Here is a 21,825-nt window from a genome sequence, read left to right as displayed (position 1 = left end):
TTTCACTCGCAATATTAAACTTGATCTTTCCTACTCTTATCTAAAAATATTTTGTTGACATTTATTCCTTTCGACGTTACGATTCACGCGAAAGCAAAAATGAAACAAGTAATACGATATCATTGCAGCTTAATAGTATAATTGGGAGTTGATACCGGATGAAGCTACAAGGAGTTAACCCTTATCTGCCGTCATGGGAATACATCCCTGATGGGGAACCGCATGTTTTTGAGGACAGAGTCTACGTATACGGATCGCATGATCGTTTTAACGGACATGTATTTTGTCTGAACGATTATGTTTGTTGGTCGGCACCAGCGGACAATTTGGGGGACTGGCGGTACGAAGGCGTGATATATAAGAAAACGGATGATCCGCTCAATCCGGACGGCCATATGTGTCTTTATGCCCCCGATGTCACCCGCGGCCCGGACGGACGTTATTACCTGTACTATGTTCTGGACAAGGTGTCCGTCGTCTCGGTCGCCGTAAGTGACACCCCGGCCGGCAAGTATGAGTTCTACGGTTATGTGCGGTATGCCGACGGTACGCGTTTAGGCGAACGGGTGGGAGACGAACCGCAATTCGACCCGGGCGTCTTGACGGAAGGAGATCTCACTTATCTGTATACCGGGTTCTGTGCGATTGGCGACCGGTCGCGGCATGGCGCGATGGCTACAGTACTCGGACCGGATATGCTCACCATCACCGAAGATCCGGTATTCGTTGCTCCCAGCGAACCGTACGGCAAAGGAACCGGCTTCGAAGGGCATGAATTCTTCGAGGCGCCTTCCATTCGAAAGCACGGAGATACGTACTATTTCGTCTATTCTTCGATCGTCATGCACGAGTTGTGCTATGCGACCAGTCTTTATCCAACGAGTGGTTTTGAGTACCGCGGCGTCATCGTCAGCAACAATGATCTGCATATCGATACCTATAAACCGGCGGACAAGCCTATGTTCTATGGGGGAAACAATCATGGCGGTATGGTGGAGACGGGCGGACAATGGTACATCTTCTATCACCGGCATACAAACGGTACGAGTTTCAGCCGGCAAGGCTGTATCGAACCGATCACTATCCTGGAAGACGGAACCATACCGCAAGTGGAGATCACAACGAGCGGACCGAATGGCGGCCTGCTGGAAGGGCGTGGCGAGTATCCGGCTTATCTGGCCTGCCATCTGTTTACGGCGGCTGCAGATGAGCGGTATACAGGCTCGCATGGCGCCTGGATGGACGGCCGATTCCCGAAGATCACGCAAGACGGGAAAGACGGAGACGAGGAAGTCGGTTATATCGCCAATATGCAGGATTCCGCAACAGCGGGGTTCAAGTATTTCCAGTGCGAAGGGGTACATCGAGTAAAAATCAAAGTCCGTGGGTATGCCCGAGGAAGCTTCGAGGTCAAGACGGCATGGGATGGTCCGCCGCTTGGCTCGATTCCGGTGGATTTCACGAATGTATGGACGACGTATGAGGCCGATATCGCCATTCCGGACGGAGTTCATGCCTTCTACTTCACTTATAAGGGGATTGGCAACGCAAGTCTGGCCTCATTCACTTTGGAATAACCGGGCTATAGCGGCCGGGATGCTTTTTGTTATGCGTGGCGCTTCCAAAAAAGCAACGGCAGCCGGATTTTGAATCCGGCTGCCGTTCGTGCGTTTGCAGAAGAACTTATTAAGTTAATTGAGGATGTTCTTCTCCTGTTCTACTGAAGATCTTGGCGCCGACACAACCTCTGCTTGCGCTCTTATGGCTGCTGACAGCAGTTCTTGAACTTTTTCCCGCTCCCGCAAAGACAGGGGGCGTTCCGGCCCGGAAGCGGAAGGCCGCTTTTTCTGTATTCTTGCATCTGTTCCGCTCTAAGCCGGTTCGAAAGCGCAACCATTCTTTCATAAGCATGGGCGTAGAACATTTTGTAGCTTTGGCAAAAATAATCCACCTCGGCACGATCGTTAACATCCAGCCAATTCCGGTTGCGGGGGCATCCCCCATGACAAAACCTGAGATATTCACAATGGCGGCACGCTTCGTTCATCTTTGGCTTCATCCGCAAGAAGTCATCATATACCGGGCTTTCAAGCAACTCCCCCAGATCGGTCCGGCCGATATTTCCCAACCGGTGTTCATCGTCAATAAAGAAATCGCAAGGATAGGCATCGCCGTTCGTCTCAAGCACCATCATCTTCGGACAGGACGGGCTGTGCACGCACAGCTCCGCTTGACGATTCATAAATTCAAGAACCATATTTTCAAACATGCGTATGGACAACTCCGGCTTTCCGTCGTTGTACCACAAGTCGAATGTACGACACAAAAACGCCCCGTACTGTTCAGGCGTGATTCGAAAGACTCCCGGCATGCCGCTCTGTTGCGAAACGAAATCCATGCAAGGAATAAACTGAATATATGAAAACTCTTGCTCTTTGTAAAAGGCCATCAATTCATCCGGCTTCGTCACGTTATCTTCATGGATCACCGTCAAAATATTGTAATCCACACCCGCTTGCTGCAAATGACGCACTCCGCGCATCACCAGATCAAAGCTGCCTTTCCCGGATCCGGTTGTGCGGTGGGTATTATGGATATGGTCCGGACCGTCCAGACTGATCCCGATCAGAAAGTTATAACGCTTGAAAAAAGAAGCCCAGTCCTCGTTAATAAGCGTCCCGTTCGTCTGCAGCGCATTGCTTATCGTCGTATGCGGCGGCGCATATTTAGCCTGGGCCATGATCGCTTGTTGGAAATAAGGAAGCCCGGCCAATAGCGGCTCCCCTCCCTGCCAGGAAAAGGTAGCCTGGCCGGATGATCTCTCCATATACTGGGAGATAAACCGGTCCAGAAGATCCGGATCCATCACCCGGACCGGTTGATGAGGTTGTCCTCCGGCCGTGCTGTAATAGCAATAATCACAGGCCAGGTTGCAGTCCTCCGAAACGGTTTTCCACATCACGTGAAGGTGTTGCGGACTGGAAGTTTGTATGCATGCGCTCATCGAACCATCGCTCCTCCGTTGCATTCGCTTTCAAACTTTTGGCTTATTTCCCCTGACCGATATGATTTAGCTCCTGAACCAGGACCGAACGCCAATATTGAATGCGTTCCCGCAGCTCGGTTGCTGATTTCATTTCGAAGCGACCTCATATTATAAGATCTGCTGCACACCGGAAGCCGATATTTCCCGTGGAACTGTCCGGCGTATTCTTGCTTCTGGCCGCTACCCGATAACGGTTGCAATAAGATTTATGGCATAAATAAGATCCTCCGCGCATCGACTTTGCCATGCCGGTTGCCGGACCTCTCGGATTCACCGATTCGGAAGACAGGTGGTAGGCCGGCGTAAACCAATCCTCGCACCATTCCCATACGTTTCCCGACATGTTGTAAAGGCCGTATCCGTTGGGCTGATAGGATCTTACGGGTGCCGTACCGGCATAACCGTCGCTGGCATGATTTTTATCGGGGAACTTTCCCTGCCAAATATTGCACAGGTGCTCTCCGCCCGGTTTTAATTCGTCCCCCCAAGGATATCGTTTTTGAACGAGGCCCCCCCGGGCGGCAAATTCCCACTCCGCTTCACTCGGAAGACGCTTGCCGGCCCAGCGGCAATAGGAATCGGCATCCTGCCACGACGTATGGACAACCGGATGGTCCAGCCTCTCTTTCACGTGGGAGTCCGGCCCTTCCGGGTGACGCCAGCTCGCCCCCTCTACCACCCACCACCAAGGGGTTTGGGCGGCTACTTGGGTCACCTTCTTGCCCGTCTCCTCGGAAACGAAAGCGTGAAACACGTACGACCAGCCGAACCGTTCCGCATCCGTGACGTAATGGGTATCCTCTACAAAAGAAGCGAACATCTCGTTGGTCACCGCGGTTTCGTCCAATAAGAAAGGAGAGACTGTCACTTCCCTAACCGGTCCTTCTCCATCCGACGGGAATCCTTCCTTGTCGTCCGTTCCCATCAAAAAACTTCCTCCCTGGATCCGGACCATACCCGAGGCATCCCTCTTCTCATCTAATCTTTGAACGGGTATGTTCTCCCTATATCCCTCGAGAGGAGCTTTACTCTTGACATGATGGCGACTGGCCGAGCAGCAAGCTTTTAATTTCTCTGTCATGTTTATATCTCCAATCTGAGGTTGGGGTTGTCTTCATTATAACACTTTTTATCAAAATGGAATTAAGTTTTTAACTACACAAAAAGGTTGTCCCGGGAACCATTTGCATGATTTCTGGGACAACCTCGGATGATGATCTTATAGCTGCCGGCAGCAGTTCAATATCAAATCTCGTACCACTTGATCTCATTCGCTTCCAGCCGGAGAGAGAAGCTGGAGCCGTCGCCGCGATACACGACCGTTTCCTGCGGTTCGTACGTATTATTCACGACGCAGTACTTGCCGTTCTTCACATAGGCGTGAACCTCGACATTATAGTTCTCGCTGAACCAGCGGTTTAGCTCCCCGTCGCTGTGAGCGCTCCATAGGATCGCACGGTACAGCAGACGGCTGTTCTCGAAGCTATATGGCAGACCGCTGATATATACGCTCCGTCCGTTGCCGAATTCGTTAACCGCCAGTTGGACTTCCTTATCGATTTGACGGAGAATCGTAGTCCCTTCGAGTGCAAAAATATTTTTCTTGCCCTCGCCGAAGTCGATTTCCTTGACTCCGTCCCCGTTTGTTTTGCAGTCCGCCGTAATGAAATGATTATGCTCATCCCAGTTGTATTTATCATAACCCAGGGTAAAGCCGCGTTCTTCCTCCACGCCGAGGATATTGGCCAGCTGGAAAAACCGCCCATTGGCTTGATGCGCCGTCGGCTCGCCAACGCCGATGAATCCGCCGCCCTCATAAACAAACCTTTTTACGGCGGCAACGATGTCGGTATCCAGCCACCATTCCCCGCCCGTATACGCCGTATCCGCGTCACCAACATTTATTATGACATCAATTCCGTTTAAAACGGAAGAATCTTCTTTGATATCGTCGAAACTGATGAATTTCACTTCGAACGGTGCGCCGGAGAGGGCTTCTATAATACCGGCATAACTGTAATTTTGCTTGTAATAGAGGGCATGATGGACCATATGATTGCCCCAGGCCCGCATTTTGCCCCAACAGTTGAGCACGGCAACCGTTTTGACGCAATAAGGCGTCGTTCCCTGTACGTTCTCATAGAGTGTACGGAATTCATCCGTAACGCTTTCTACGTAATCGATAAACTCTGGAAAATCAAGAGCTAGCTTCAGATATCCGCCGTAGCCGATCCGGTCAATCGGTTTGCGAAGGATCGCGCGTCGTGCGGTAACCCAGTTCACTTTAGCTTCTTTGACGGGATCTCCGCCTTCATGGAAGGTATCCGGGAAAAAGTAAGGCAAGAACCGGCCTTCCGTATATTTAACGCCGGGAATGTCGCTGATCAAACGGAGCGTCGAACCGTTGCCTACGCTGCCGACGACGGCATCCAGACCAATCGAGGCGAATTCCTCCATGAAAGGCTCGGTGCCGATCCAATGATCGCCCAGGAACATCATCGCTTCCTTGCCGTATTCATGGGTAATATCGACCATTTCTTTGGCAAGCTTCGCCACTTCACGACGCTGAAACGCTTGGAAATCGCGGAACTCTTTGGAAGGCATCCGGTAATTATTGTTATAGTAGCCTTGGTCGATGATGAATTCAGGTCTGAATTTATAGCCCGCCTCCTTCTCGAATTGTTCGAGGATATAAGGGCTGACCGAAGCGGAGTAACCGTACCAGTCTACGTATTTTTCGCGGGCCAGTTCATCAAAGACCAGGGTGAATTGGTGGAAAAAGGTGGTGTAGCGAATCACATTGACATAGGGATGATCCTCGATAAATTTGCGGATTCTCTCCATGGTGAATTTACGGGTTTTCGGTTGGCGAACATCAAAGGTCATTTGATGCTCAACGTCTGTCCATTCATTGGTGACCGCATTGTACATATGTACCGGATCCCACATAATATAAGCCAAAAAGCTAACGGTATAATCATGGAACGGAACGGTATGGATGGTCACAACGCCTGTATTGTCGTCATAACTCCATTGATCGGTCGGAACGACCTCTCCCGCCGTGCGGTCGATGACTTCCCACCACCGCCGGATATCGTCTCGGCAGTTCACTTTAAGCATGTCGGGATATAGTCCCTTCATGAGGGTAATGGACAGGATTGCCCCTTCAGCCGTATAAATCGGTGTCATCAAATACATTTGCTGGATCTCGTCAGGGTTGGCTTTGGCCCATACGTTATCCTTCCGGGTTGTATAGTAAGTGGAATAGACCTTGGCATCGATATCCTGCAACTCGGCGGGAAAGTCGGTACCATCGCAGTCGCGCACGGCGTCAGCTCCCCAGCGCTTCAAGATCTCCAGGGTTTGCGGAATTACGTCTAAATCAGTAGGTATCGTCACACGTCCTGTTTTTGCACTCATGGATGAAAACTCCTTTATTTATATTTACGGTTATATAACCACAGCAGTCCGATTAACAGAGCAAGCCCGATCAGCATCAGCCCAAGTCCCGGGGCACCGATATGCTTTTGCCCGACCACAACCAATCCCAGTCCGACGAGAAAAACAATCAGCATCACCAAATAACGAAGGTAATTCTTTATATAATCGTTCATATAGCACCTTATCCTTTCAGACCGCCCATGGTCATGCCTTGGGTTAGCTTCTTCTGTACCAGAATATAAATAATCAGGGTCGGAAGCATGACGAGTACCAGACCTGCGTACATCTGGCCGTACTGAACAGCGGATTTTTGCGCTGCCATCAGGTTCATTAAGCCGACAGGTAACGTTTTAAATGTAGGTTTCGTCAGGAGCGTCATGGAAATGATATATTCGTTCCAGTAGGACAGGAAATTGAACAGGATCACGGTTACGATGCTGGGCTTGGCCATAGGCATGATGACTTGCACCATGGTACGGAAGTAGCCGGCACCGTCCACGGAAGCCGCTTCCTCAAATTCTTTGGGCAGAGACTTGAAATATCCCGACATAAGATAGATCGTGAAGGGTAGTGACATCGCGGCATAAACCACCGCAAGAATGAACAGGTTGTTCAGCAAAACCGGGTGCCCCAGAATGCCGCGGAGCGCTTTGTCCCCGTTGTTAAGCATCAGAAAGATAGGAACAACGATATAGTTGACATTAATAAACAAACCCGCCATAAACATCAGATTCCAGAATCGGTTTCCTCTAAATTGATAACGAGAAAGCACATAGGACGCCGGTAACGCTACAATGAGCAAAAGCCCCAGCGCAATTGCCGTCACCAATACGGAGTTGAGCATGAAAGAACCCATATTTGCCTTCAGCCAGGCATCGGCAAAGTTCTGCAGATGTATTCCTAACGGCAGCGCCCAGGGGTTGCCATAAAATTCACTGTCTTGTTTGACGGAGGCCATGAATGCCCATAGAACAGGGATGATGATAATGATGGCCAAAGCGAACAGTACAACATAAATAAAGCCTTTATATAATTTATCGCTAACGCCTTGCCGCGAGCGGTTGTCTGTATTCATCTTGTCCCCTCCTAATATTCCAAATGCTCTCGTCTGGTAACTGCGTTCAGGATTCCGGCAAGCGCAAACGAGAACAGGAACACAATTACACCGATGGCCATTCCGTAGCCATAAGAGGAATTCGTATAAGCTTCTTTATACATATAGCTAAGGAACACTTCGGTGGCACCGTCGGGGCCGCCGCTCGTCATCGTCATTACGAACAGGAAGCTCATGTTAATCGTACTGATGATGAAAAAGGTGAGCGTAGTACGTATATTCGTCCAGATCAATGGAATGGTAATCTGGAAAAACTGCGTCATCCGGCCAGCGCCCTCGAGCCCTGCGGATTCATATAAACTCTCCGGAATATTGGCCATACTTGCCATGTACATGACCATGTAATAGCCGATCGCTTGCCAGATCATCGCCCCTGCAAGGCTGAAAATAACGATCTTTTGATCTCCCAGCCATAGAACGGGCTCCGCCTGAAATCCGCGAAACAAGTTCAGCAATGAGTTCAAAAGCCCGCTGTTCGGATCGTAAATCGCAGAGAAGATCGCACTAATAACAACCACGGACAGAATGTTAGGAATATAGAAGACGACGCGCAGGAAGTTTTGTCCCTTCAGTTTTTCGCGAGTGAGCATCGATGCAAACAGAAGCGCGAGAGCAAAGGTCACGATTGTAACGATCACGATAAGCAAGACACTGTTTTGGAACGTCTGATAAAACTTGTCGCTTTGAAAGAGCTTGCTGAAATTCTGCAAACCTACAAAGGTCTTGTCATCGGTATAGCCGCCCCACTTGTACAACGACATCCGAAAGACATCAATCGTGGGAATAACTAAGAAAATAACAAAAAGGAGAACGGCGGGTGCTAGACAGAAGAAGATAAAACGTCCTCTTCCTTTATTTGTATCCATTGGTTTTCTCTCTCCTTCCAAAAGGTCAGAATAATGGTGGTCAGCGCAGGCTGCCCACCATTATTCCTAGGACATTCTCAAGACTTCGGGTCTCTGTCTTATTTCAATGCCGCTCTTAAGGCATCGCTTGCTTTAGTGATTCCTTCCACCCACTCTTGCTGTGTTTTGGCACCCGTGATCAGGGAATCGATCGAAGCGAACACCGAATCCGAAATACTTACGCCTTCAACGGGGTCTGTCGTTGCAAAGGCACCCATAGCGGCCTTAGCGCCATTATCATAGATACTGTAGAAAAGTTTGTTGTCTCCATCCAATTTGCTTGACATGTCTTTGATCGGTTGAATCGCGCCGACTTTTGCAAAAATAGCTGCCGCCTCATCGGAATATAGATAAGCGATAAACTGTTTGGCCAGATCTGCGTTTTCCGCTTTGGCCGGAACCCAAATTTGTTCAAAGAAGGTATATGAATAACGGTCGCCGCCTTCTTCTACTGCCGGAAGAGCCGTGAAGCCCCATTTGAAGCCTTCCGCGCGCGGAGCTTTGCTCATTTCGCCGACAACCCAAGTGCCATTAGGCATGAAGAGTGCTTTATTATCCAGGATAAGTTGTTGGTTTTTAGTAAAGTTGTCTTTGTTGGCATTAGCGGGAACCGTTTTTTCAGTGTAAGTAGCCAATTTATTGATCAGATCGAACACTTGGGAAGCTTGGGCCGATTGCCAAACGCCTTCAGCGTAATGCGTCGCATTGGTGAAGAAGTCGGCGCCGCCCACTTCGTTCAGCAAAGCGTAGAAGAACGAGTCAAAGTAACCTGACGTCGGATAAGCAAACAAGGCAAGTCCTTCTGCTTTCGCCTTATCTCCTAAAGCCCACATTTCGTCCCAAGTGGCCGGAACTTCCCAGCCTTTTTGCTCGAACAGGCCGGCGTTGTAGAACAGGCCGGTAGGGCTGTAGAACATAGGCATGAGGTAAGTTTTTCCATCGTTGTAAGGATTCGTGATCGTCGTATCGACGAAACCGGGGATCAGCTTATCCTTTACAGTAACGCTTTCACCAGGAACGGTCATGGACAGCACATCCGTAAGGTCGGTTAAGTTATTATCTTTCACGAAGGTTTCGGTCAAGCCTTTCGGCTGACCCGTTGCCAAATGGATAACATCCGGGAAATCGCCGGACTTCATGCCCGGCCCAATGACATCTTCAATATTTTTGTCGATGGTGGTTTCGACTTTCACGCCGGGATTGGCTTTTTCAAAAGCTGCCGTTACTTCTTTCCATACCTCAGCCCCGTAAGCGGTTTCTAAAGCGGCCAGTTTAAGCGTACGTTGTTCAGTGGTTTTTGCCGAGTTCGTATTTGCGTCGGATGATTTCGTTGTGGAACCCGAACCATTGTCAGAAGAGTTGCCGCAGGCTACCAGGCTGAGAGTCAATGCCGCCGTGATTGCAAGACTTAGAATCTTTTTCATAAATCCAATACCCCTCCATGTTTTTTCTGTTTTTTGTTGACCCTGCGTAATCGTTTTCATTTCTTTTTCTTACCCTTCTAACTTATCGTATCGGGTCATTTGTTATCTACATACATGTTGCCGTTGATTTTATATATCTTGCTATTATAATAAGTTTATAATTTAAAAATTGTCGATGGTTTTATAGCAAAATATGTTTGATTATGTCGAAATTCGAAGAAAAGTTGAATTTTCAATAGGGAAAGGATAGATAGGGTTTGGGAAACGTACGCTATTGGCTGCCCGGAAAGGGGCGCGGGGAAATTCCCGCCAAGTTGATCTATGTCAGCTCCTCGATTTATGAAGGAGATTGGTTCAGCATCCGTCATTCTCATAGTTTTGCCGAACTGTTCTATGTCCGAAGCGGTCGGGGGAATTTCATTGTCGAAGACGATATTTACCCGGTAAAGCAGGACGATCTGGTCATCGTGAACCCGAATGTGGAACATACCGAGGTATCTGTCAGCAGTGATCCTTTGGAATATGTGGTGCTCGGAGTCGAGGGGATGAGCTTTGATTTCGGGAATCGAAGCGGCAGCCTGAATCACAAAATCATCAATTATCGGAACCAGAGGGATGAGCTGTTATTTTATTTCAATGCCCTGCTTCGGGAAACGGAAAATAAGGAAGAGAATTACGAGGCCATCTGCCAAAACCTGCTCGAGGTTGTCATCATCAGCTTAATGCGAAGCTCCGGCCACCCGTTCTCCGTCGTGGCTACCCAAAGGGCCAACAAGATATGCAGCCGGATCAAGCGGTATATCGACTCGAACTATGCGGAAGATATTACACTCGACTCTCTGGCAGACAAGGCGCACATCAGTAAATATTATTTGTCGCACACCTTTACCAAATTTTACGGGATGTCACCCATTAATTATTTAAATGAGGTTAGGCTTCGCGCGAGCAAGGAATTGCTTGAAACCACGGATCTCTCCATTTCTCAAGTTGCGGAATCAACCGGTTTTTCATCTCAAAGCTATTTCTCGCAAAGTTTCCGCCGGAGCTGCGGTCAAACTCCTAGCGATTACCGGCTTCTGACCAAAAGGCGGATTCAATAAGGGGGTAGCCCGTTTCAAAAAAACTGCACCACCAATTGTTAGATGGATTCTAACCCTTGGAGGTGCAGTTCAATAACGAACTTCTGTATTTTAAAATTTATAGGGGACAAGCAACCTGTCTTAAGCTATGCTTGATGAACAACATCTTCAACTGTTGTATAAACTGCAATCTGCTGCTCTTTACAAGCTTCTTCAAACCAGCCCTCCGGCTGCTTGTCCGTAATAATCCCGGTTGCCCGATGCAATGGGATAATCGTAAACAGAGCGCTTTTCTCAAGCTTACTTTCGTCGAATACCGCATATACTTCGCTCGAACGTTCAATCAGAAGCTGTGCGATGCGAGCTTCCAGCTCGGAATGCATCGTAAATCCGTGACCTAAAGAAACACCATCTATCCCAAGAAACATCTTGGTGACGTTGATTTTGTCGATGACGCTTTCCGCAAGCGGACCGCTAAGCTCGTAGCTCTTGGCGCGCATGATGCCGCCGATCACAACCACTTGAACGCCGTCCGCATCGGCTAACTCGGCAGCAATATTGACTGCATTGGTGACGATCGTAATATTGCGATGCTTTTTCAAAGCTCTGGCAATGAAAAAAGTCGTTGTACCTCCCGTTAGGCATACAATATCGCCTTCTTCCACCAGCTTCGCAGCAACTTCGGCAATTCTTTCTTTACTTTGCCGCTGAAAAAAACGCTTATCCGCAAAGGGTAATTCGGATACCGGTTGCATAAGCGCACCTTCATAGACGGCTCCTCCAATGGTACGAATAATTTGTCCTGACTTTTCCAATAAATCCAAGTCGCGTCTTGCGGTAGCTTCCGAACAGCCGATAGCTTCAACTATTTCTTGAATGGATATTTTCCCGTGCAATTTTATGAGTTCCAGAGCTTTCAATCTGCGCAGCTCGCCCTTTGAATATTCCATAACTCTCTCCTTTAATAACAGCCCGTCATTCCTTCTAATCCTAATTTTGGAGGATGGAAGGCTAATTTGCAAGTAGGCTGAAGTCAATTGCAAGAATATGAACGAGCTATGCAATTATAAGGTTACAACCTTCACCTGCTTAACGTAATCTTGAAAAAAATTATAATCAATATGGCCTGCTTTCTCAGACATGGCATTAGCTGCTGCCGCCGCTGAAGCAATGCGCAGCTTCTCCGCAGGCGAATCTCCACGTTCTTCCGCAAACGCCATGCCTGCAACAAATGAATCTCCGCAGCCGACCGTATTTGCGGCCTGAATGGTTGGAGGAATAACACGGTACCCTTGTCCATCGATGAATGCGATAGCTCCCCGGTCACCGAGCGTGACACACACTTGTGCGATCCCCTCGGCTGCCAGCTTCTGCGCTGCTCCGGCCCATTCGGACCCCATAAGTTGTATTTGTCCCAACAACCCGGCTAGCTCATGTTCATTCGGCTTCACAAAATGAGGCCGCGCTTGCAGACCGCTGCTTAGCGCAGCGCCGCTAGTATCCAAGAATACGCGTGCCTTTGTCTGCTGTATGATCCCGATAAGATCAGCATAAAGGTCTGCAGGGGCACCCGGAGGCAAGCTACCTGACAGCACCATAACACTCGATTGCAGGGCAAGTCTGTGTATCGTCTCTTTCATCTCCGCGATTTGATCGTCATTGATATCGGGTCCCTGTTCAAGCAACTCTGTCGAGCTTCCGCTGAACTCATCCATGATGTTCAGACAAATGCGCGATTCTCCCGCTACGGGAACAAAGGAAGTTTGAATTCCCCGGTTGATCAAGCTGCGTTCAATAAAAGAACCGTTGTTGCCGGCAACAAATCCGGTTGCCGTTACATCGCCGCCAAGCAGCTTGATGACTTTGGCCACATTATTGCCTTTACCGCCCGGCTCGGCCATTTGCCGGGCGACGCGTTGCACGCCGCCCGGCTTAAACGGATTTACATAGTACGTTTTATCGATGGCCGCATTAAGCGTGACCGTTGTAATCATCGAAGATCCCCGGCTTTTCCGATACATCCGCAAAGTTCCATTTTCTCCATCGCAAGGCGCTTCACCGCTTCCTTGGCAGGAACCATATATTTACGAGGGTCATTCTCTTCCCCGTTTACGGCGAATACATCTTTAATCGCATTCGAGAACGCGATCCGCAATTCCGTAGCGACGTTCATTTTAGACATTCCCAGAGCTACCGCCTTCCTTACTTGCTCTGCCGGGATTCCTGAACCGCCGTGTAAAACCAGCGGAACATCAACGACCTCGGCAATTTTCGCGATGCGATCAAAGTCGATGTTCGGCTCCCCTTTATATATGCCATGGGCCGTACCGATGGCTGGCGCTAAGGTAGGCACACCCGTACGTTCAATAAACAATCTGCAATCTTCGGGGTCGGCAAGCAGCGCTTCGTGTTCGGCTACGACGATATCATCCTCGACGCCGCCGACTTTGCCAAGTTCCGCTTCCACGTTTACCCCTGCGGCGAGAGCGATTTCCATGACTTTAAGCGTGCGTTCCACATTCTCTTCAAACGCAAACATGGAAGCGTCGATCATAACCGACGTATAACCCGCACGGATACACTGAACAATCGTCGAAAAATCCGTGCAATGGTCCAAATGCAAGGCAATCGGGAGTCCGGAACGATCCGCTGCAACCTTAGCGGCTTCGGCGATAAAATCGGGACCTAAATGTTTAACCGTTCCTACCGTGGATTGGATAATGAGCGGGGAATCGGTTTCGACTGCCGCTTCAACAACGGCCTGAAGCATTTCCAAGGTGTGGACATTAAAAGCACCGACCGCGTATTTATTTTTACGGGCGATTTGCAGCATTTCAGTGGATGAGATAAGTGTCATGATAAGTTCCTCCTAATTGTGTTATGCCGGATAAACCGGCCCTAAAGCAGTGGGTTCTTAACCTTGTCTATGTTGATGCAGCGCCCAAAGCGCACTCCCAATAATGCCTGCCGTGTCGCTAAGTTCCGCACTCTTGATGGCAAAATGATTACGATAATCCTGAAGCAAACATTGATTGAGTTCATCTTTCATCGGTTCAAAAATAAGTTCGCCAGCTAGGGCGCCGCCTCCACCGATCACAATCACATCGGGCGAGAGGGTCGGTATAACCCAAGCCAGTGCGCGCCCGAGTTCGCGTCCCGTCTGTTCAAGCACATCCCGCGACAGTTCGTCGCCTGCTAAACAAGCCCCGGAAACATCGCTTGAGCGGATGTCCTTCACATCGGCAAACCACTCTTTAAGCAAGCTCGCCTCGCCTTGTTCGATTCGCGCCTGAGCTTGCTTGGCAATCCCCGTTGCGGATACGATGGTTTCGAGACAGCCGTTTCTTCCGCAGCCGCAGGCAAAACCGTCATGATTGACCGGTATGTGTCCGATCTCCCCGGCCATAAAGCGGTGCCCGCGATGGATCTCTCCGTGTTGTACAAACGCAGCCGCCAAGCCCGTGCCAATGGTAATCCCGTAGACGTAATCGTAGCCGCGGCCGGCACCTGCAATCGCTTCTCCATAGATATACATGCGGACATCATTATCTATAAAGACCGGTTTGCCTGTAAGCTCCATGAGCTTAGCCGCCACAGGCACTTGATTCCAGTTCAGATTAACTGCCCGAAGACTAATGCCTGCCTCGGGATCAACAAGTCCGGGGATCCCTAAACCGATGACTTCGATATCATGATCGGCAATTCCGGCTTCAGCCCGGAGCTGTTCGAGCGTTATAGCGATACTTTCTAGAATAGCGTCCGCGCCTCTTTCGGGGTGGGTTCGATATTTCCGCTTAATCAGGAGATTCCCGAGTTCATCCAATATGCCGCATTCCACATTGGTACCTCCTACATCAACGCCGGCTGCATATTTCATGGAAGCCCCCTCCTCTCTAGCATTAATCCTCACAAGCGTAGACCTGATGGCCTTGCACAAAAGTTCGTAGCACTTTAAAATGCTCATTCACTAGGATCAGGTCTGCGTCTTTTCCCGGTTCAATGCTTCCCTTGGAATCGTTAACGCCAATTTGCGTAGCAGGATGAATCGTTAGTGCGGGAACAAGGTCCGCAATGTCCATGCCCGTAAACTTAACTGCGTTAGCCAGAGCCTCGATCATCGTTAGCGAACTGCCTGCCAGACCGCCTTCCGTTCCATCACCTTGTTTCAAGTACACTTTTCCTTGTTTCATGATAACGGGCAGTTTTCCAAGTACATATTCCCCATCGGGACATCCGGCCGCGCACATGCTATCCGTGATCAGAATAACTTTTCCCTCCGGCTTTATGTTGAAAGCCCATTTGATCAAACTGGGGTGCACATGAATACCATCGCAAATCACTTCAACCGCTAATTGATCCAGCATCAGCGATCCGCCGACGGCACCTGGTTCCCTATGATGTAAAGGCTTCATTCCGTTGAAAAGATGTGTTACTTGTGTAGCGCCCCACTCCGACGCCCGCTCCATCGTTTCGAAGTCGGCATCGGTATGGCCTAAGGAAATAACAACTCCTTTGCGTACAGCATGGCGGATGACTTCTTCCGCATGGGGCAGTTCCGGCGCTATCGTCATGAGTTTGATGGTTCCTTGCGAAGCTGCCCAGAAGGCATCAAATTCTTCAATAGAAGGTTCACGAAGATCCCCGGGGTTCTGTGCCCCGCATCTGGCTGCATTCAGAAATGGACCTTCCAAATGAACGCCTAACAAGTTAGCTCCATCCGGTTCGCGTTCTGCCTTCATGGATTGTCCAGCGCATTCCAGAGCCTTAATAATTTCATCATGCGTCGCGGTAAGTGTCGTTGCCAGTAAGGAAGTTGTTCCTTTAGAAGCATGAAATCTGCACATCCCCTGGATTTGTTCCTCACTTCCCAGCATGGCATCGTACCCGCCGCCGCCATGAACATGAATATCGATGAACCCCGGTAGCAAAATCCCTTCACAGGCGTCCACAAGCTCATGTTCTTCACCCTCATCCTCTTCCTTCATTCCAGAACCGGAAATTTCGGAGATGATTCCATTTCTGATGAGCAATCTGCCGTTCTCTATCCAGCCATTCGGCGTTAGAATCCGTGCGTTATAAATTCTAGTTGCTTTATGCTGCATCAACATTCCCCCTTGTCTATGCGGCGAAATCGACTTGATGTTTTATTTCATTTCATGATTATAATAATCCGGTAAAATGATTTTTTCAATCTTTTTATTGATCTTTTTGATAATTATTAGAAAAGAAACCTATAAAAACACCAATTAAATGATTGTACATTTCATATTTTGATCTAAATTTTCATTTTATGATTGAAATTGCAATCTTATTGAATTACACTCACATTAGTTGCACAACAATATTCGGGAGGTTATCATCGATGAGTTTGACTTATAGAGAAATGAAGCAACAATACACGGCTTTACAACAAACCTATGACTACATGTTTTCTAAAAGGCAGGAAATTGTTTCCTTCGCAAAATCGGAGTCCATCACTTCCGTTACTTTTGTCGGCTGCGGATCAAGCTACTGCTTAAGCGAATCCGCTGCGTTTTCTACCCGGCTACGTGCAGGACTTCCGGCAAACGCATTAGCCGGTGGCGACCTCATGCTAAACCCTGAACGATACAATGCTTTGTTAGAAAATACCCTACTGGTAGCCCCGTCGCGTTCCGGCAGCACAAGCGAAGTCGTCGAGGCACTTCGATTGCTCCAAACCGGTAAACCTGTTGCCGTGCTGTCACTTTCCTGTGTAACGGATTCTCCGCTTTCGAAACAGGCTAATTTATCGCTGGAGTTACCTTGGGCATTTGACCATAGCGTCTGCCAGACCCGGACCGTAACCAATCTTTATGTAGCCAATCTGATGTTGGCCGCTTTTCTCGGCGAAGATGAAGCCGTTATCGCCGACATCCAAAAGGCGATCAACCAGGGCGAAGCCTACATGGCACGTGTAGAAAGCGATATTCGAAAAGCAGCCGATTTCGCATGGTCCAATGCCGTTGTGCTTGCGGATGGCGAACTTCAAGGCCTCGCTTCCGAAGGTGCTATCGCTTTGACTGAAATTGCGAAGGTACAAGCACATTCCTATCATCTGCTGGACGTTCGTCATGGTCCGATGGTCACTGTGGGACCGGATACACTCGTAATCGCGGCGATCACCGGCAATGGCACGGAACAACAGCTCAACCTGATGCGTGATATCAAAGACAGAGGTGCAACGATTATCGCATTCGCTGATCATGCCGACACGATAGAGGCAGAACACGTCGATTTAGCTATCATCTCGGACAATAGATTAGATGTTGCCGTACAAGGCATTCCATTTATCTTCATTCCGCAAATCGCCGCATTGGCAAGTGCCGAGCGTCAGGGCATTAACCCCGATCAACCCGATGGCCTTGTTGCTTGGGTCAAATTGTAGACTGAATATAAATAGAAAGAACCTTCAGGAAATCCTCCTGAAGGTTCTGAGCTTATCGTAAACCCTTTCACTTATTTACTTCTTAATTCGGTAAACGATCATAAAATCGGTGTCCGTTCTAGCCGGAGCAATGAAGGAGTCGCCGCTAGCCAGAAAAAGTAGGGCTCCGACAAGTCGTCGAGGAAGCATCCGGGAAGGAGTAAGCCAATCGCCGGCAATAGCCCCAATAACCGTCTCGCCCTCATTTGAACACCGATCCTTATCCTTTATAAAAAGTTAACGCAGTCATTCAACGGGTCTGCCCTGCTTTAAAGCGAGCGATAAAATATAACTCACCATTCCGCACAAAGAAAGCAGGTAAGCCCAAATCTCATACCCTGTGTAAGTTCCGAAGTACGATGCAAGCAGATGCTGACACACTGTAAGAACAAAGAAGATTAGAGTCCCGATCAGAATCATATAAGCCTTGTTGAAAATAGCGGAACAAATATATAACACGATGGTTGATAAGCATAGGAAGGTATATATCAAGTTCAGAGGAATCATAAATAGAACACCCATTCCATATTCGTACATCCCCTCGTTCCTGCGGATGATTTCCATCATGATCACGGAATTTAAACAGATCAAATAGACAATCATTAAACCCGCCAACAACCAACCATGTACTTTAGCCCGTCCTAACCATATGGCCCTTTTGATAATTAATCCTCTCCTTCTAGTCCGATAATGCTAAAATATTCCTTCCTACTTCGACTCAGTACTTCCAATATCCTACCAAATTATAAAAATTTCGCCTGCACTTTTCATGGCCATTTAAATCGCAGCTAGTACACCTAGTATCTTGCCGTTCGAGCCCCTCTGCACTTTCTCGAAGTTGACTTTAACCCCGTCATCCAGATTTAGGGGGATGCGTGCCAGGGCCAGATGAGCCATTTTCTCGTCATATTCCCGGCTTTCTTTCAATTGCTTGGTCAGCTTTTCCTCCCGCTTCGCGGCAGCCGCTACTTCACGGGCACTGCTGCCGTCATTGATACTTTCCTGCATGCGGGAAATTTCACTGTCATAAATGCGCTGCAGCCGGTGGAGATAATCGTTCCGCAGATTACCGATCGTATCGGCATGATAACGGTGCATATAGACCAGCGCCTTAAAACCGTCCGACATGCCGCTGTCGAACAGCCAGTAAATCGGACGTTTCCGATAAATCCGGCAGTGATCCTTGAAGAAATCCTTCAGGAAATAACATCGGATCACCTCTCTGGATGTATCCCCGCGGTTACTCAAAGCTTTGGCGATGAAATCCAAATTTTCTTCAAGGGAAGACGCTCCGAACGTCTTTTCCAGAAATGTGCAGAACAAGCCGACTATATCATCCTCAAAGTACGCCTCATCCGTGATTGGAATGATATTGTCCAGGTCCGGAATAAAAGTGCTGTACTTCCTGTCGTCCCATACGCCGCCAGCGTAGACAAGACCGTCCTCATCCAGGCTGTAGCGCCCGAACATGCAGCCGACGGCATAGGACAGGAACGACCGGACATCGCGGCCGAGATCACCTTTGCGGATCGTAACGTCTTTATCGCCGACTTCCGGCGACAACTCCTCCCGGAGTCCGAAAATATCGATAAATAGGCGATTGAGCTCGGTCTCGTTGGATTGCAGCCGATGAAACCGGGAAGCGGCATACCGGGACCAATCGGTAAAGGCATCCGCGATTCGTTCTGTCGTTTTGTGAATTAGAAAAGGATGGCTTGAGAACTCCCACGACGTTTCGAAAGCGTCCCAATCTTCTTGGGAGATATCCACCGATTCTTTCGCCAATGCCGCCACTTTCTGCACCGGAACAAGCTCCACGGGCGGAATAACGACCTTTCCGACATCCCCGGCCTGGCAATGGATGCTTTGATTGAAAATTTTGAGATTCATTTGAAAAACAACACTATTGGCATACCCCAAGAGCCAATATTGATCTTGGGGAGCGGGATAGAAACAATGTCCCGATTTATCATGGAAAGAAGAGGCGGGCGCGTACCGGAACCCGTTTTTCCCCGAGGTGATGTCGGTCCATGTGCATTTTGGCCGTTGCAGCGTTTCAATCTTCATGACGGTCGCGTTCTTTTGCTGCAATATGTAATTCGGATCGTTATTGTATTTCAACAGGTAATCCAGATTTCCGTACCACTTTCTGAATGGACCGCCCTTCAGATAAATGATCCATTTATGGCCCCAAACGTCGGTTTGCATGAATTCATTACTGTTGATTTCAAACCATAATCTTAAGAATTTATCGTTGTTCGCCGTCATCATTCCGGTTGCCGGATGGCCGACGGAGCCGAAGCTCCCCCATTTGCCGTAGGCCTCATAGATCTTGTCGCTAAGCCAATAAGAGAATGGCGCGCCGGGAATCAGCCGAAACTCGCTAATCTTTTTTTCATATCCGTTCGTATCATTAAAAAACTGCCTTTGTTTCTCCGCCGCGTTATCATACTGACTTAATCTCGTAAATCGGGTAACGTAATTTTCGATCCGCCGTTTCGTTAAAACGTAAGCGACGGTCTGGACGACTTCTCCGCCGATTTCTTCAAAAGCGCGGGCGCCCAAGTGAACCATATTCGTAAAGTTCAAGGCCATAAATTTATTCCGGAAGGATTGGTAGCTGGACAAGAACATCCACGATTGCTGCGTAATCATCGCTTGAAAGCCGGTTTCTTTCATAAAAACCAAGCCTCTCTCCATCATAACGGTGCAAAGATCCGCCTTGCTCAGGGGGTAGGCATGCACAACGTAGTTTTGCAGCTTGTCGTTCATGCCTTGCTTGCCTCCCATATAGGGAGGATTCGTCACCACCACATCGTACTTCCGAGCCATGATGGCCGCGATATCCACCATCTGGCGGAGTTGCACCGGGGTGTTGTCGGGGTTAATCCTGTCCGCCGCAATTGAGCCGTTAAAATCTCTCTGCTCAATAAACGTCTGCAGCAGCCCCCAATCCAGGTTCTCGATCCGGATCATCGAACCGTATTCCTTGGCGTCTTTCATCGTATTCAGCACATATTTCATTTGGTCCAGTGCCGTATCGCGTTCCGCTTTGCTCAACCCGCAGCCGAAATGCTCCAGGTGCGCCGCGTTAATGTCGTTGCTCTCCCGAATGACATAGACATGACACTGGATTTCACCATTCAGAATGCAGCGATTATACTGCCTCGCTTTCATCATGAGAGCAAAATAAGATAGCTGATAAGCCCGGTCGTCGATATCCAGGCCGTACAGATTATATTCAATGATGCTTCTTGCGGCATCGTGCTGGCTGTAGCCATAGCTTTCATAGATTTGCATCAGGACATCAAATGCATAGACCAGAATATGACCGCTGCCCATGCAAGGATCGATCACCGTGATCTCCTCCGGTTTGATGCCTTTATATTCTTCGCGGATATTCTCCAGTTGCGCCTGTACATCCGGCTTCTGCGCAGCTTCATCCAGGTAATATTTCCAGCGCGCCTTCAGTTTGGTGTCAGGATGGCCTTCTGTCCAAAGGCGGCCAAGGCTGTTTTCGACCATGTACCGCACGATCCAGTCCGGCGTAAACAGCTGGGTAGCCGCGGGGATGCGCTCTTTCGTGATCTTGACGTTCCTTTTTAGCAAGGCAAAGGCTTCGTCTTTCGACTCCGTATTGTAATACTGGTATAACCAACCGATTATTTCGACCTGGCCTTCCTTCCCCACGTTGAAGTCGTCTTCCGGAATATCGCGCACGAGACGGTAGACCACGCCCTCGACATCGGTGAACGTTAAGTCCATCAACAGTTCTGTATAGTCGTTCGTTCGCTGAAACAGTTCGGGCAAAACGGCGTTCAATGCGTTGCACTGCTTGATGAAAAGCATACGGAACAGCTCATCCAGCCGGTTATCGTGTTTCAGTTGCAGGATCTCTTCTCTCTCCGTAGATGTATAGTCCAGATCGGCATCAAAAGGAGCAGTCACCAGGTCCGGTTCGATCTTGGAATGGCTTTCCGAGGACAAGACCCGGATCCGGGACGGAAGATAACCGTTCACTTCCATGAAACGCACGGCGATCAGACGGACAAACCAGGCATAGGCCACCTCTTCGATCGTGTTTCTATAGGCCGTTGCATAATCGAAACGCTCTGCTCTGCTTCGAATCGCCTCGGCCAGATTTTTTCGCCGCTCCATTTCCCCGCCGCGGATGGAATACGGTTCCTTCGTGCCGCTATCGAAAACCTGTACCTCTTGCGTTGACTGCGGCAGCGGGTTCTTGATCTCCGTTTCCGTAATTCCCAGCAATCCCGCCTTGTACCCGATGTCTGCGATAAGCTTGTTTCTTGCCCAAATCGCAAAGCTTTTTATTGCCGACTTATTCATTTTTGCAGATGCTCCTTTAGAACT

The 21,825-nt window shown here is 49.0% G+C and carries 16 protein-coding genes; 3 read left to right on the top strand and 13 right to left on the bottom strand.

Going from position 1 to position 21,825, the window contains the following annotated elements; genetic code table 11:
• Positions 1–158: 158 nt before the first annotated feature.
• Positions 159–1,577, top strand: a complete 1,419-nt coding sequence (locus tag ACLB09_RS00225; RefSeq protein ID WP_410767734.1) for a family 43 glycosylhydrolase — start codon at positions 159–161, stop codon at positions 1,575–1,577.
• Positions 1,578–1,759: 182 nt separating this feature from the next.
• On the opposite strand, the gene ACLB09_RS00220 is transcribed toward ACLB09_RS00225, so the two are convergent.
• The 7 genes from ACLB09_RS00220 to ACLB09_RS00190 all read right to left on the bottom strand — a co-directional run bounded on the left by ACLB09_RS00220 (position 1,760) and on the right by ACLB09_RS00190 (position 9,930).
• Entirely contained in the window at positions 1,760–3,004 is a 1,245-nt protein-coding gene (locus ACLB09_RS00220) for an anaerobic sulfatase maturase (RefSeq protein WP_410767733.1), read from the bottom strand.
• Between the two features lie 145 nt (positions 3,005–3,149).
• The gene (locus tag ACLB09_RS00215; protein WP_410767732.1) at positions 3,150–4,127 is read right to left on the bottom strand and encodes a formylglycine-generating enzyme family protein; all 978 of its coding nucleotides are present in this window, start codon (positions 4,125–4,127) and stop codon (positions 3,150–3,152) included.
• Positions 4,128–4,291: 164 nt separating this feature from the next.
• Entirely contained in the window at positions 4,292–6,466 is a 2,175-nt protein-coding gene (gene gnpA, locus ACLB09_RS00210) for a 1,3-beta-galactosyl-N-acetylhexosamine phosphorylase (protein WP_410767731.1), read from the bottom strand.
• 14 nt (positions 6,467–6,480) lie between these two features.
• A complete protein-coding gene (locus ACLB09_RS00205; protein ID WP_410767730.1) occupies positions 6,481–6,660 on the bottom strand; it encodes a DUF6903 family protein in 180 nt (59 codons plus the stop codon).
• A gap of 8 nt (positions 6,661–6,668) precedes the next feature.
• Positions 6,669–7,562, bottom strand: a complete 894-nt coding sequence (locus tag ACLB09_RS00200; RefSeq protein ID WP_410767729.1) for a carbohydrate ABC transporter permease — start codon at positions 7,560–7,562, stop codon at positions 6,669–6,671.
• An 11-nt stretch (positions 7,563–7,573) separates the two neighbouring features.
• Positions 7,574–8,467, bottom strand: a complete 894-nt coding sequence (locus ACLB09_RS00195; RefSeq protein WP_410767728.1) for a carbohydrate ABC transporter permease — start codon at positions 8,465–8,467, stop codon at positions 7,574–7,576.
• Between the two features lie 98 nt (positions 8,468–8,565).
• Positions 8,566–9,930, bottom strand: a complete 1,365-nt coding sequence (locus tag ACLB09_RS00190) for a carbohydrate ABC transporter substrate-binding protein (RefSeq protein WP_410767727.1) — start codon at positions 9,928–9,930, stop codon at positions 8,566–8,568.
• A gap of 257 nt (positions 9,931–10,187) precedes the next feature.
• Here ACLB09_RS00190 and ACLB09_RS00185 point away from each other — a divergent pair, with 257 nt between their 5' ends.
• A complete protein-coding gene (locus ACLB09_RS00185) occupies positions 10,188–11,030 on the top strand; it encodes a helix-turn-helix domain-containing protein (protein WP_410767726.1) in 843 nt (280 codons plus the stop codon).
• A gap of 125 nt (positions 11,031–11,155) precedes the next feature.
• On the opposite strand, the gene ACLB09_RS00180 is transcribed toward ACLB09_RS00185, so the two are convergent.
• The 5 genes from ACLB09_RS00180 to nagA all read right to left on the bottom strand — a co-directional run bounded on the left by ACLB09_RS00180 (position 11,156) and on the right by nagA (position 16,111).
• Positions 11,156–11,959, bottom strand: a complete 804-nt coding sequence (locus tag ACLB09_RS00180; RefSeq protein WP_410767725.1) for a DeoR/GlpR family DNA-binding transcription regulator — start codon at positions 11,957–11,959, stop codon at positions 11,156–11,158.
• A gap of 114 nt (positions 11,960–12,073) precedes the next feature.
• Positions 12,074–13,003, bottom strand: coding sequence for a 1-phosphofructokinase (gene pfkB / locus ACLB09_RS00175; RefSeq protein ID WP_410767724.1), 930 nt, complete (start codon positions 13,001–13,003; stop codon positions 12,074–12,076).
• Entirely contained in the window at positions 13,000–13,866 is an 867-nt protein-coding gene (locus tag ACLB09_RS00170; protein ID WP_410767723.1) for a class II fructose-bisphosphate aldolase, read from the bottom strand. The genes pfkB and ACLB09_RS00170 overlap by 4 nt, the downstream gene beginning before the upstream one ends.
• A gap of 57 nt (positions 13,867–13,923) precedes the next feature.
• Positions 13,924–14,886 carry an ROK family protein gene (locus tag ACLB09_RS00165; RefSeq protein ID WP_410767722.1) on the bottom strand — a complete coding sequence of 321 codons (963 nt, stop codon included), beginning with the start codon at positions 14,884–14,886 and terminating at the stop codon, positions 13,924–13,926.
• 22 nt (positions 14,887–14,908) lie between these two features.
• A complete protein-coding gene (gene nagA, locus ACLB09_RS00160) occupies positions 14,909–16,111 on the bottom strand; it encodes an N-acetylglucosamine-6-phosphate deacetylase (RefSeq protein WP_410767721.1) in 1,203 nt (400 codons plus the stop codon).
• A gap of 260 nt (positions 16,112–16,371) precedes the next feature.
• Here nagA and ACLB09_RS00155 point away from each other — a divergent pair, with 260 nt between their 5' ends.
• Positions 16,372–17,415 (top strand): SIS domain-containing protein, encoded by a 1,044-nt coding sequence (locus ACLB09_RS00155; protein ID WP_410767720.1) that lies wholly within the window; start codon positions 16,372–16,374, stop codon positions 17,413–17,415.
• An 816-nt stretch (positions 17,416–18,231) separates the two neighbouring features.
• On the opposite strand, the gene pglX is transcribed toward ACLB09_RS00155, so the two are convergent.
• Positions 18,232–21,801, bottom strand: a complete 3,570-nt coding sequence (gene pglX / locus ACLB09_RS00150) for a BREX-1 system adenine-specific DNA-methyltransferase PglX (protein WP_410767719.1) — start codon at positions 21,799–21,801, stop codon at positions 18,232–18,234.
• Positions 21,802–21,825 lie beyond the last annotated feature (24 nt).

This window comes from Fontibacillus forbon, from assembly GCF_046559655.1.
In the GTDB taxonomy this organism is placed as follows: domain Bacteria; phylum Bacillota; class Bacilli; order Paenibacillales; family Paenibacillaceae; genus Fontibacillus.
This window is presented reverse-complemented; position numbering and strand designations above follow the sequence as displayed.

Excerpts from the sequence above, each read along its gene's own strand:
- ACLB09_RS00220 (WP_410767733.1), bottom strand. The coding sequence starts at position 3,004 with ATGAGCGCATGCATACAAACTTCCAGTCCGCAACACCTTCACGTGATG.
- ACLB09_RS00225 (WP_410767734.1), top strand. The coding sequence starts at position 159 with ATGAAGCTACAAGGAGTTAACCCTTATCTGCCGTCATGGGAATACATC.
- ACLB09_RS00155 (WP_410767720.1), top strand. The coding sequence starts at position 16,372 with ATGAGTTTGACTTATAGAGAAATGAAGCAACAATACACGGCTTTACAA.
- ACLB09_RS00195 (WP_410767728.1), bottom strand. The coding sequence starts at position 8,467 with ATGGATACAAATAAAGGAAGAGGACGTTTTATCTTCTTCTGTCTAGCA.
- ACLB09_RS00200 (WP_410767729.1), bottom strand. The coding sequence starts at position 7,562 with ATGAATACAGACAACCGCTCGCGGCAAGGCGTTAGCGATAAATTATAT.
- ACLB09_RS00180 (WP_410767725.1), bottom strand. The coding sequence starts at position 11,959 with ATGGAATATTCAAAGGGCGAGCTGCGCAGATTGAAAGCTCTGGAACTC.
- ACLB09_RS00215 (WP_410767732.1), bottom strand. The coding sequence starts at position 4,127 with ATGACAGAGAAATTAAAAGCTTGCTGCTCGGCCAGTCGCCATCATGTC.
- gnpA (WP_410767731.1), bottom strand. The coding sequence starts at position 6,466 with ATGAGTGCAAAAACAGGACGTGTGACGATACCTACTGATTTAGACGTA.
- pfkB (WP_410767724.1), bottom strand. The coding sequence starts at position 13,003 with ATGATTACAACGGTCACGCTTAATGCGGCCATCGATAAAACGTACTAT.
- ACLB09_RS00170 (WP_410767723.1), bottom strand. The coding sequence starts at position 13,866 with ATGACACTTATCTCATCCACTGAAATGCTGCAAATCGCCCGTAAAAAT.
- ACLB09_RS00190 (WP_410767727.1), bottom strand. The coding sequence starts at position 9,930 with ATGAAAAAGATTCTAAGTCTTGCAATCACGGCGGCATTGACTCTCAGC.
- nagA (WP_410767721.1), bottom strand. The coding sequence starts at position 16,111 with ATGCAGCATAAAGCAACTAGAATTTATAACGCACGGATTCTAACGCCG.
- ACLB09_RS00165 (WP_410767722.1), bottom strand. The coding sequence starts at position 14,886 with ATGAAATATGCAGCCGGCGTTGATGTAGGAGGTACCAATGTGGAATGC.
- pglX (WP_410767719.1), bottom strand. The coding sequence starts at position 21,801 with ATGAATAAGTCGGCAATAAAAAGCTTTGCGATTTGGGCAAGAAACAAG.
- ACLB09_RS00205 (WP_410767730.1), bottom strand. The coding sequence starts at position 6,660 with ATGAACGATTATATAAAGAATTACCTTCGTTATTTGGTGATGCTGATT.